11 protein-coding genes and 1 riboswitch are annotated in these 11872 nt (G+C 42.6%); of the genes, 3 read left to right on the top strand and 8 right to left on the bottom strand.

Annotated elements, in window-relative coordinates:
* Positions 1-70 precede the first annotated feature (70 nt).
* The 4 genes from DC082_RS05505 to DC082_RS05520 form a co-directional block, all read right to left on the bottom strand.
* Positions 71-808: a murein L,D-transpeptidase catalytic domain-containing protein gene (locus DC082_RS05505; RefSeq protein WP_229821591.1), complete on the bottom strand. Its 738-nt coding sequence runs from the start codon at positions 806-808 to the stop codon at positions 71-73.
* A gap of 51 nt (positions 809-859) precedes the next feature.
* Positions 860-1756 (bottom strand): NAD(P)H-hydrate dehydratase, encoded by an 897-nt coding sequence (locus DC082_RS05510; protein WP_109236061.1) that lies wholly within the window; start codon positions 1754-1756, stop codon positions 860-862.
* A 7-nt stretch (positions 1757-1763) separates the two neighbouring features.
* A complete protein-coding gene (locus tag DC082_RS05515) occupies positions 1764-3701 on the bottom strand; it encodes a peptidase U32 family protein (protein ID WP_109236062.1) in 1938 nt (645 codons plus the stop codon).
* Between the two features lie 243 nt (positions 3702-3944).
* The gene (locus tag DC082_RS05520; protein WP_109236063.1) at positions 3945-5246 is read right to left on the bottom strand and encodes a ferredoxin reductase family protein; all 1302 of its coding nucleotides are present in this window, start codon (positions 5244-5246) and stop codon (positions 3945-3947) included.
* A gap of 396 nt (positions 5247-5642) precedes the next feature.
* Between DC082_RS05520 and DC082_RS05525 the strand changes: the two genes are divergently transcribed.
* Positions 5643-6344 carry a class I SAM-dependent methyltransferase gene (locus DC082_RS05525; RefSeq protein WP_109236064.1) on the top strand — a complete coding sequence of 234 codons (702 nt, stop codon included), beginning with the start codon at positions 5643-5645 and terminating at the stop codon, positions 6342-6344.
* A 71-nt stretch (positions 6345-6415) separates the two neighbouring features.
* Here DC082_RS05525 and DC082_RS05530 read toward each other — a convergent pair whose 3' ends face one another.
* From DC082_RS05530 to DC082_RS05545, 4 genes are all read right to left on the bottom strand, one after another.
* Positions 6416-7495, bottom strand: coding sequence for a ThiF family adenylyltransferase (locus DC082_RS05530; RefSeq protein ID WP_109236065.1), 1080 nt, complete (start codon positions 7493-7495; stop codon positions 6416-6418).
* A gap of 122 nt (positions 7496-7617) precedes the next feature.
* Positions 7618-8388 carry a thiazole synthase gene (locus DC082_RS05535; RefSeq protein WP_109236066.1) on the bottom strand — a complete coding sequence of 257 codons (771 nt, stop codon included), beginning with the start codon at positions 8386-8388 and terminating at the stop codon, positions 7618-7620.
* A 1-nt stretch (position 8389) separates the two neighbouring features.
* Positions 8390-8596, bottom strand: a complete 207-nt coding sequence (gene thiS / locus DC082_RS05540; protein WP_109236067.1) for a sulfur carrier protein ThiS — start codon at positions 8594-8596, stop codon at positions 8390-8392.
* Positions 8597-8621: 25 nt separating this feature from the next.
* Positions 8622-9299: a thiamine phosphate synthase gene (locus tag DC082_RS05545; protein ID WP_109236068.1), complete on the bottom strand. Its 678-nt coding sequence runs from the start codon at positions 9297-9299 to the stop codon at positions 8622-8624.
* Between the two features lie 43 nt (positions 9300-9342).
* Positions 9343-9451, bottom strand: a riboswitch (TPP riboswitch).
* A 365-nt stretch (positions 9452-9816) separates the two neighbouring features.
* Here DC082_RS05545 and DC082_RS05550 point away from each other — a divergent pair.
* Both DC082_RS05550 and DC082_RS05555 read left to right on the top strand, forming a co-directional pair.
* The gene (locus DC082_RS05550) at positions 9817-10914 is read left to right on the top strand and encodes an extracellular solute-binding protein (protein WP_109236069.1); all 1098 of its coding nucleotides are present in this window, start codon (positions 9817-9819) and stop codon (positions 10912-10914) included.
* Positions 10915-10925: 11 nt separating this feature from the next.
* Positions 10926-11843 carry an AEC family transporter gene (locus DC082_RS05555; protein WP_109236070.1) on the top strand — a complete coding sequence of 306 codons (918 nt, stop codon included), beginning with the start codon at positions 10926-10928 and terminating at the stop codon, positions 11841-11843.
* Positions 11844-11872 lie beyond the last annotated feature (29 nt).

Consider the following 11872-nt stretch of genomic DNA (forward strand, 5'->3'; position numbering starts at 1 on the left):
CAAAATAAGAGACAAAATAACTAAAGATGCTTTCTCATTAGATAGCTCTCTCTACTCTTACTCTAAATTCTTACTCTAAATAGTAAGCCCAAAGTAATACCGGTTTACTTTTCTGCTGCAATAACTGATCAACCTTCACCATCGTGCCATTATCGATCACAGGACATCCTTGGCTAAATCCCATCGGTAGATACGCAGGATAGGGTTCTTCTTCGGGAATCATCTCAAAAGAGTGTAGAACGATATAGCGTTCAAATGCTCTATCATTTGTCGGCTCTAAACCATGCATCTTATAGTGAATATTGATACCCCATTTACTAGGCGCTCGCGCACCTATTCGATACTTCCCAAGCGAAGAGGCGTAACTATTGGGCGTATTGCTAAAGACAATCTCTTGATTACTACTTTCAAATCCACTATTGCCATAACCGTGGGCAACAAGACTCTCAATCTCAATACGATTTTCTATAAAATTCCAAACAAAGAAACGATTCTTTCCAGAATGCCGGCCATAATCGATCAAAATCGCATGCTCTAAATCAAAATCATGCGCTTTTGCATATTGATACGCCTCTAATGCTCGCGTTTCCAAATCTACTGGGGAAAATTGTGGATCTCTCTCTTTTTCTATCTCCACCGGCGATTTCTCGCCTGACTCAAAATATTTCGGTAATAACCATAAACGATCATGAAAATAGAACGCTGTTCCCAACAGAGAGATGAGAAGAAGCAGAAGTAGCGCTCCTCCCACCCTTTTAAGAGGATGGTAAGAGGCGCGATGGGAATCTTTTTTATCGATATGTTTCACATAAAACCTTATTGCTCGATCATACGATCATGGTGGACTGATTTTTATCACTCATAAGAGAGAGCTAGAGAGAACTAATCGATTTCTCAAAGTTCGTACCTCATCAATGATTTCATGAGCCGTTAAGCCAATGGGTCCCACCCCCTTAGCAACCAGAAGATCAGCTGCTTTCCCATGGAGCCAAACACCGCCGCGAGCCGCTTCCATCATCGGAATATTTTGCGCTAATAGACTCCCAATAATCCCTGAGAGTAGATCGCCACTTCCTGCGGTAGCTAAGCCACTATTGCCGGTCTTATTACACCAAAGCGTTTGATCAGGAGCGGCAATAAGTGTGTGATGCCCTTTTAAGACCACCCAGCAACCAAACTTCTCCACTAATCGCTTCGCGGCTCCCTCTCTATCTGCCTGAACCTCTGTTACAGAGACTCCTAATAATCTTGCCGCCTCTTTAGGATGAGGGGTTAAAACCGATTGTGCACCTAATCCTATCTCCCCACAATTGATCTCCCCATCAATATTCCACATCTCCGATAAGAGATTGAGTCCATCGGCATCAATCAACAGTGGTTGATAAGCTGAAATCTCCCTTAAAAGAGATGCCATCAACCCTTGTGCTGAATGATCAATGCCTAAGCCACAACCAAAGACCCAAGCGCTCGCGCTCTTCTCATTCATGAGATCTTTCGCCTGATGCAACATCAATTCAGGAGCTGTCGCTACTAAAGAGAGCTCAAGTGGTTCTTGATTAAATCCTAAAATCACCTTCCCGCAACCACTCTTTAATGCTGCCATCCCAGCAAGCACCGGCGCTCCTGTCATACCGACTCCGCCCCCAATAATATGGAGCGTACCAAACGTCCCTTTGTGACTCTCTTCAGGACGCGGTTGGACTAACGCCGGGAACTGCGCTCTAAACCAATTTTTTTCATTGTGGGTTAATCTCATAGGCTCTCTACTTCAGCTCTGATCCTAATAATGCTTGTTTGGCAATATGGGGCTTCATTTTCCCCATCACATGCATTTCACAAGGGCGACAATTAAACTTCAGTGTGTACTCTTCTCCTTTATGGGAAAGCGTGAGCGGCGTGGGTTTAATCTGCCCTTGAACACCGGTTACGCCGATGGTCTGTTTCGGGCAGAGATTGTAAGAGAAGCGGAGACAATGTTTCGTGATCATCACCGGCACTTCGCCAAGCTCTTCATGCGCTTCATAAGCAGGCTCAATCATCTTCACACCATGTTTAAAGTAGAATTCTCGCGCCTTCTCATTATAGACATTTGCTAAGAAGCTGAGCTCCTCAAAGGGGAAAGTCGCCGGCGGTTCGACCGCAGGTTGACGTGTACCTCTAACGTAATTTTGTTCTATCGCAAACTCAAGCTTTTCAATAGTTTCGCGGCGTAGCTGATTGATCATACTTGCCGGAATAAAGGGAATCTCATCTAGCTGAATCATCACATCAAGCAATTGAAATCCGGTACCACCAAAACGCTTAAGGTTCTTCTCTAATGCCGCTAATCCCTTTTCAGGGTTATTAGCTAGCTCAAAATCTCCCGTTAAGATCGATTTTGCATAGTGCCCCTCTTTTGTGAAGAGCTCTAATTGATACCCTTCTGCCGCTCTACTAAAAATGAGTGATACCTCTAAAAGACGCTCTGCTGACTCTTTCGTTAATAACTGACTCCAAACCTGATCATGGTTACGATTCAGAGGATGCTTTTTCTGAATATTGGCGCGTTCAGTGACAAATTCTACCGGCATCTCATTAGGATAGACAAGATAGTGATTCTCCCCAATCTTCTCCGCACGATTGACGGCAAATCCCACCACTTCTCGCTTAATCTGAATATTGAGCCCATCACCATTTGCCAGAGGTTCTGTGGTTTTCACCTCGATAAAGTTCTTCTTAATATCGAGAATATGACCAATCGGTAAACCCACAAACTTAGGAGAATCAAATGCACCGATATCCCCTTTGCGCTCATTGACAAAGTAATCGGTACTTCCCCGATTAAAGGTTTTATCAGGATTGGGTTCAAAATGGTGAACGACTTTGCCATAGGAAGCGCGAGTAAATTCAGGATTTTGCTCAATATAACGATCAATCAGACGACGATAATGGGCCGTAATATTCTTAACATACGCCATATCTTTATAACGCCCTTCAATTTTAAATGAGCGAATCCCCGCTTCAATCAGCGCATCGATATTATTCGATTGATTATTATCCTTCATCGATAAGAGATGCTTATCAAAAGCGATCACGCGCCCCTCACTATCTTTCAGTGTATAGGGTAAACGGCAAGCTTGTGAACAATCTCCCCGATTCGCTGAGCGCCCCGTCTCGGCATGAGAGATATAACATTGCCCTGAGAATGCCACACAGAGCGCACCATGGACGAAGAATTCTAATGCCGTATCAGGACGTGCCTCATGAATCGCCCGAATCTCTTTAAGACTCAATTCACGCGCCAGCACTAATTGAGAAAAACCCACATCCGCCATAAATTTTGCTTTTTCAAGCGTTCGAATATCGGTCTGTGTCGAAGCGTGTAGCTCAATCGGGGGAAGATCGAGCTCTAATAATCCCATATCTTGAATAATCAAAGAATCAACGCCGGCATCATAGAGTTCATAAATAAGCTTACGGGCCGATTCTAACTCGTTATCATGCAAAATCGTATTGAGCGCAATAAAGACCTTTGCATTAAATCGATGGGCAAAAGAGGTGAGCTTGGCAATTTCAACAACATCATTCTCTGCGGCATGCCGAGCACCAAATTCAGGACCGCCTAGGTAGACTGCATCGGCGCCATGAATAATCGCTTCACGGGCAATCTCAACATTTCGGGCAGGACTTAATAACTCTAATTCGTGGGATAATAGGCTCATCTTTCTCGCTACAGCTCAAGTAATTATTAAAATAGGACAGAAAATCGATAAGAATCGATAAGATAGACACATAAAAAGGTGTCGTTTAATTAGAAAGATCCCACACATTGTGGGATCTTTGGCTGATACTCTAATCAGCTATAGGATACTAAGAATCGAGAAAGTTTGCAGACTTTTAAAGCATGCATCAAAGGAGTATTGACGCTTACGCATCAACTTCAATTACCGCTAACAATCCTCCCTTTAACGCATCTCAAAATATTCACAATGGAGATATTTTTTCGGCGATAGGTTTTTACTTTTTAAGGTGGATCGAATCGCTTTTGCGATCCCTGTTGGTCCACAGAACCAGACCGACGTCTCCGCATCAAAGGGGAGTTTTTTGAAATCAAGATACCCTTTCTCATCACTATAATGAATAGATAGTGTAACTCCTGCTTTCTCAGCAAGCGCTACCAAATAATCGACCATTAACGCTTCATCTCGATTTCTTACGAGATAATAGAGAGTGATATCATACTTCGACACTTTCCCTTGCAAAGATTCTAACCAAGCAATAAAAGGGGTAATTCCAACGCCGCCGGCAATCCAGATCTGTTTCGGTAAAAGTGAGCTCTCATATGAGAATCGACCATAAGGCCCTTCGATATTGAGTCTATCCCCCACTTTCCAACGTTTAGGGACCTTACGCGTATAATGCCCTAACTCCTTAATCGCAAAGCGGATTGTTTGATCATCATGCACACTTGAAGCAATCGTAAATGGATGCCGTTCTTTATACACTGGATGTTGCACAAAAGCATATTGCCCTGAAGTATGCGTCCAATTCGCCGGCATTTCACAATCCACAATGGTGCTATTTGCGGAGAAGTCGAGTGATTTAATTGTCGCCTGATAACGCTTACCGCGGCCAATTATCCCTAAAAGAGAGACCAGTGCAGAATAAATACCAATGAGCATTATAACGATCAAAACAATGCCGAGCGGCTCCGTCCAATAACGCGCTGGTGCTAAAACAACCGTATGGAAAATAACTGCTAAAAAGAGTAACCCCATCACTTTATGGATTTTTCGCCAAAAACGGTACGGAATCTTTTTCAACAGCGTGACAACCAGCATAATAGCAAAGAGGTAGAAGAGGACCTCCCCCACATCTTTTGCTAAAGAGTGATAGCTATCGAGCCAAGCGAGTGTCTCCGCTTTCGGTTTTGGCCCCTTTTCAAAATAGGGCTTTAAGAAACTCTTACTCAATTTAACACCATAGTGGAGAAGCGCTGCCGTAATCGCCCAGATCCCTAACCATTTATGGACGTAATAGATCTTATCCATCCCATTAAAGAGTGGCTCTAAGAATCGAGGACGAAGCGCTAATAACATAATAACGCCCATCGGAATAAGCGCTAAGATGCCGGTCAGATTGATAAGCTCCTTACGCCAAAGCCATATGCCCCAATCGCTTGCACTATAATTGCTAACAACATCTGCACCCCATAAAAGAAAGGAGAGGGTCAATACCCCCCAAACAATCTGCTTCTCTCTTACCATTTTATCGCCTCATCTCACTTGCTATTTTATGCTTCTACCGACTACCAATGTCATTATCATGACAATTTAATCTTAAAGGCATCTTAAGCATTGCGACGGATAATAAAAAAATATTTTAAAATTGTTTACTAGTTATTTTTATGTGGTTTTTTACTGAGTGTTTTATTGAGTATTTTGTTGAATGTTTTTTTGTGTGCTTTTTGTGTGCTCTTTGCTATTTAAAAAATATAATGGATTACATTTTTTAGTGGCAGAAAATATTATTTTTAAAACATTATTTTCAAAATGATATTTTCAAAAATATTATTTATATTCTCCATTATTAGCTTTATAACAAGGGATTTGCGATAGTGAATATTCTATTGGCAATTAAGTGAGGCATCTTCATACGCATTCATGAATAATATAACTCCCTATAAGACTAAAGAGCAGCAGATCGAGATTCATCCTGATCTCTCGCTTAATATCACCTCCCTCTTCGATCAACAACAATTCTTCGACCCATTTAACCAAGCCGCAAGACTCGGTATCTGTTCCGCTGCTTGGCCCCTCTTTGGAATGCTCTGGCCCTCTAGTATTCAATTAGCCAATAAATTAATTAAACGCCCGATAGCAAAAGATCAATCGCTCCTTGAGATTGGCTGTGGACTTGGTATTGCCAGTATGACCGCAAAGCTGTTAGGCTACGATATAACCGCCAGTGATCGTCACCCACTTGCCGGAAAATTTCTACAAAAAAATAGCGAACAAAATAAGATTCCCACGATTCGCTTTAAACATAGCCAATGGGGAGATGTTCCAACCCCCTCCTTAGAGGATACCAACGCACCGCTACTACAATCTCAATATGATCATATCATCGCCAGTGATGTTCTCTATGAACCCAATGCAGCAAAAGAGGTCGCCCAACTGATCGATCGCTTTGGTGCGAAAGAGTGTACCGTTTGGATTATCGATCCTAATCGGGGATACCATAATCACTTTAAGCGCGCTATGGCGCAATATGGTTTTCAATTAATAGAGATGCTTCCCCTAACAACCCCGGTGAATAATGAACCTTATAGGGGGCGCTTAATGGTCTATCTTCGAACGGCATAGATAAAACACTTTGGTGATAGGAGGGTCGATTAGGATTCTGTTCGGTGGTGACTTTATTGAGCTCAACATCATTAAAACGCCACAACTCTATTATAGAGTTGTAACGCCTCCTCCGTATCGGTAACACCATAGACAATTCCCCGCCCATCAGCGAAGAGAATCACCCGATGTGAGGGAAGATGGATATTGAGAAAATACTCATTATATTGAGAATCAATATGGCGCTGATCAAGACGATTTTTTAGCTGCTTGAGATTGAGCGGTGCCACTTCCCGAATCATCACAGATCCATCACCACAGAGGCGCTGTGCTTCTCGATTTTTCTGATTCAGCGCAGGAAAGGTGGGATTAGGCCCGCATGTTAGGCACTCTGGATCTTTAAGGCGATGAAGGGAGATATTTTGAGGATGAAAATCCCAAAGATCGATAGAGAAGAGTGTCTCTCTAACCGCTTCGCGATCAGCAAAATATTTCATCGCTTCAGTTGTTTGAATACTAGAGATCATCTGCAATATGGGCTGAATCACCCCCACAGAACTACAGGTATCGTGGCTCTCTAATGGCAATGTCTGCAAAAGACATCGTAAACAGGGCGCAGCCTGGTGATTCGATCGAATATCTCTCCTCTCTAAGGAGGTACTAGATTCAGGGTCAGAGTCAAAATTAAAATTATAACTCATGCCATAACTCTCTAAAGCAGAGCCGAAGATCCACGGTATCCCCTGTTTATAACAGGCATCATTGATCAACATCCGTAGTGCAAGATTATCGGTCCCATCGAGTAGTAGATCATGCCCTGCAATCAAGGATTCAATATTATCACTCGAAACATCAGCAATATGGGTACTAATCTCAATATCTTGATTGATCTTACTAAGATGTGCTTTAAGGGCGATCACTTTAGGTAGTGCTTTTTCGGCATCCTCCTCAGTAAAGAGCGTCTGCCGCTGAAGATTAGAGCGCTCGACAAAATCTCGATCGATCAATGTTAATCGCCCAAAACCAGCGCGCGTTAAAATTTCCGCATGTTGAGCACCTAACGCTCCACAACCTAATATCACCACATTCGCACGATTAAATGCCTTGACCCCGGCAGTGCCAATTTTATAAAAACGGGCTAAACGATCATAACGGGAATCGATCTCACTCATCTACATTCTCTCTATCTCTTAGGGGTATTATCACTCTATTTTATGATGAGGCCCCACCGATTTGATGAGGCCCTTAAAATTAAAGTTCATTGCAAAATTAAAGCTTATTGCAAGGTCAGAGATCAGGAGCTGATCAATCCTGTCAATGGACTACTTGCTGTTGCATGCCCCTTCATCGGCATTCGTTTTGCCTCATAAGCTAAACGTCCCGCTTTTGTTGCAAGATTCATCGCTAATGCCATCTTGATGGGATCTTCACTATAAGCGACGGCACTATTCATCAAGACACCATCTGCCCCAAGCTCCATAGCGAATGCAGCATCTTTGGGGCTTCCTAATCCGGCATCAACAATTACCGGCACAGTAGCTTGCTCAATAATATATTGCAGATTGAGCGGATTGATAATCCCTAAACCACTACCAATCGGTGAAGCTCCCGGCATAATCGCATGGCACCCCATCTCTTGAAGTCGTCTTGCTAAGACTACATCATCGGAGGTATAGACCAATACCGTCATCCCCTCTTCAAGCAACATCTCTGTTGCACGAAGCGTCTCAACAGGATCGGGAAGTAATGTTTTAGGACAACCAATAATCTCTACCTTAACCATATCGCAAAGACCAGACGCATGTGCAAGCTTTGCCGTTCTCACCGCCTCTTCTGCTGTATTTGCACCGGCAGTATTGGGGAGTAACTTATACTTAGTAAGATCGAGCGCTTCGAGAAGATCAGGCTGATTATCATCAAAAATATTCATTCGGCGAACAGCAAAAGTTAATACTTCCGATTCACTCGCTTCTACTGCCCCTTTCTGCTCCTCAAAAGTACGATATTTCCCCGTTCCTAAAAAGAGTCGGGAGTTAAATTCAAATTTTCCTATTTTAAGTGTCATCCTAGCCACCGCCTACGAAATGTACAATTTCAAATTGATCACCAGCAACAACCGCTGTTGTTGTGTAATCTTCCTTTTTTACAACTTCACGATTCTTCTCGATAATAAAGAACCTTCGATTCTTTAGATCAAGGTGCTCAATCAACTTTGCGATATTATCAATATCTGCCGCGATCTCGACCTTTTCACCATTAATCATAATCTCCATATAATGATCTCCCTATAATTGATCTTTAGCGATTATCTCTATCTAAAATCTCTCTTAATGCTTTTGCTTTTAGACGCCCCCGCTCAATATCGAAAAGATGATTAGCAACAGGAAAGAGCGCTGACATCACTGCCGCACCATCGATAACATCACAAATCTTAGGTAAGGTATCGACATCGATTCCACCAATTGCGATCAATTTTCCTTGCGCTTGTACGCCTCGATCTTGTACTTCTCGACCTTGCACCTCTCGACTATTAATCGCCTTAAAAGCGGAGATTAAGGGGTCGATCCCTAAGGCAGGATAGTGCTTTTCACTTGTGCGAAAGATATGGCCTAAATAACCATAATCGTAATGAGAGAGCTCCCGCTCTACAGCGCTCACTGTATGAAAAGAGCGGCCAAACTTCATCTCCGGAAAAGCATCTTGCATCCGTGCAATGGAGAGACTCTGCTCTGTCAGATGGGTTCGAGGAATACCAAAGGCATGGGCAATATCAGCGCGATCGTTAACAATCAATTTTTCAACAGGAATTCCGCGCGCTAAAATTCGCTCAATTAAGCGTCCTAAACTTTTGGAAGAGCGCGACTTCTCTCGAAGCTGAATATAATCCACATAGGGAGTAATCGCTTCGATCATCGCTACTAAATTCTCATCAGATATGGTGGGGATATCTCTCGTTACGGCGTGTAATAATGTCATCTATCTTCTCCATTGCAGAGAGTCGGCACACACAGCCACGAGCGCAGTGTATTCGCCACTTTCCTCCGCTAGTATTAACTAGATCAGGTGATAAGAGTCCCGAAGTTTTACTTCAATCTCAGCTGTTTTCAACAGCACCTCTAGGGGAATAACAATCATTTTTTAATAATTTTTCAATCGTTTTTGAGTATAGAAGATCTCACCTCTTTGAGCAAATCTCTTTTTTTAGAGCTATCATCTTTCGCCCATTTATGCTAAAAATCAGAGTATCAATCGCCAGAATACCCAAGCTCTTGGCAACAACTTGGCGATTTTGCTGTTATATAGAATAAGCAGAAAAAGGATGGCGCTCATCTCTCCTCCTAACAGCAGATCTCATAACCGCAATCCCCCGCTGTTTCAGACTCTATTACCGAGTTTTGAATCATATTTCGATATCTTTTCGATATCTTTTTGATATCTTTTCAATATCTTTCCAATATCTACTCGATATCTTTCTAATAAGGAGAAGATCTAAATGCGCGCTATTCATCGCTTAATTACGCTGGCGGCTCTCTGTGGACTTGCTCAGCTTTCAATGGCTAAAGAGCCCACAAAAGAGTTAAAAATCTATAATTGGGTCTCCTATATCGATCAGGAGCTGATCGATGAATTTACGGCACAAACTGGTATTAAAGTGATTGCTGATGCTTTAGATAGCAATCAGATGCTACTTGCGAAAACACTCACCGGTAATTCTGGTTATGATATTGTTGTTCCGTCAGACTTTGCTGTCACCTATCTGATGGAAGCAGATCAACTGCTAAAGCTCGATAAAGAGAAGATCCCCAATTATAAAAATATTTGGCCCTTCGCACTTGAGAGTCTATCGACCTTTGAAAATATCAATGATTACGCTATCCCCTACTTTTGGGGAACCACTGGAATCGGTTTTGATGCCGCTAAGATTAAAGCGCTCGCTCCCGATGCTCCGCTTGACTCTTACGCATTACTACTCGATCCACAATATGCTTCAAAAGTAGCTGAATGTGGCATCTATGTTCTCGATAGCCCTATCGAGACAACACCACTGATCAATATGTATCTTGGAATCGATCCCGAATCGACCGATAAAAAAGATATTGAGCAGGTTCAAGCAACATTAGAGAGCATTCGCCCCTATGTGAAAAAATTTCACTCATCAGAATATATCAGTGCTATTGCCAATGGCGATGCATGTCTTGCGGTAGGTTGGTCCGGCGACTTCTTTATTGCTAAAAATGCCGCAGAAGAGATGGGAAGAGAGAATGATATCCAATATATTCTTCCTAAAGAGGGAACGATTGTCTGGTTTGATGAGATGGTGATTCTCAAAGATGCCAAAAATGTGGATGAAGCGTATCAATTTATCAATTTTATGTTAGATGCTAAAAATAGTGCGCGCGCTGCAAATAAAATTATGTTCCCCACCGCAAATGAGGCAGCATTTGAGTATATTGAACCGGAACTGCGTAATAATCCGATTATCTTCCCCTCGGAAGAATCTTTAAAAAATGTTCATATTAAGCGCCCTTATGATCTTCGCCAGCAGAAAGCGTTAACACGCATGTGGATTAAGATGAAGAGTGGCCAATAGAGGTAAATGAGATGTTTGCGACACTCTTATCAGTTTTGCCTATCTTTGGGCTTGTGATTACAGGATTTATTGCAAAGCGGCTTCTGCCGAGTCATGAGCTCTGGAAAGGGATTGAAGCCTTGGTCTACTACCTCTTCTTCCCTATTTTACTGATCTTAGAGATCTCAAAAGCAAACTTCTCAGAACCGGGATTGATAGAAGCGTTGTTAGCAACTTTTATTGCAACGCTTCTTATCGCTCTCTTACTCTTTCCAATCAAGCACTTTTTTAAGATCGAAAATCGACTCTTTACCTCTATTTTTCAAGGTGGGACACGTTATAACTCCTATGTCTTCTTAGCGCTATCACAATCGCTTTTTGGTACATCCGGCATTATCATTGCCGGCGTTTTTATGGCCTATATGATTATTATAATCAATATCCTCTGTATCTCTGTTCTCAACCTCTATGGCAGCAATCAGAGTGGAAAGAAGAGTCTTGGCGGAATATTACTCGCCCTTCTTAAAAATCCACTAATTATCGGGGTTTTGATCGGAATTGCCGCCAATCTTCTGCAGATCGAATTAAGTGGCCCCTTAAAACAGTGGATGCTCTATCTTGGCAATAGCGCAACCCCCTTGAGCCTCATGTCTGTCGGCGCAGGGCTGATTATTATGATGGATGCCGGCAAGATGAAAGCGATCACTTTTGCGATCGTCCTCAAGCTTCTTTTAATGCCGGCTATCACAATTATTCTATTAAAAATCCTCGGAGTTGAAGGAATTACTGCAGGTGTCGCTCTTCTCTTTGCAACGATGCCCTCTGCCGGCAATGCCTATATTCTCTCAAGACAGATGGGTGGCGATTCCGATGCCATCGCCTCGATGATCACCTGGAGCACCCTACTCTCCATCATCACAATCCCGCTGATTATGAGTCTTGTTATCTAAGTGAGAAAAAGAGAGATCAGCATGACTGC

This window comes from Ignatzschineria indica (assembly GCF_003121925.1).
GTDB lineage: Bacteria > Pseudomonadota > Gammaproteobacteria > Cardiobacteriales > Wohlfahrtiimonadaceae > Ignatzschineria > Ignatzschineria indica.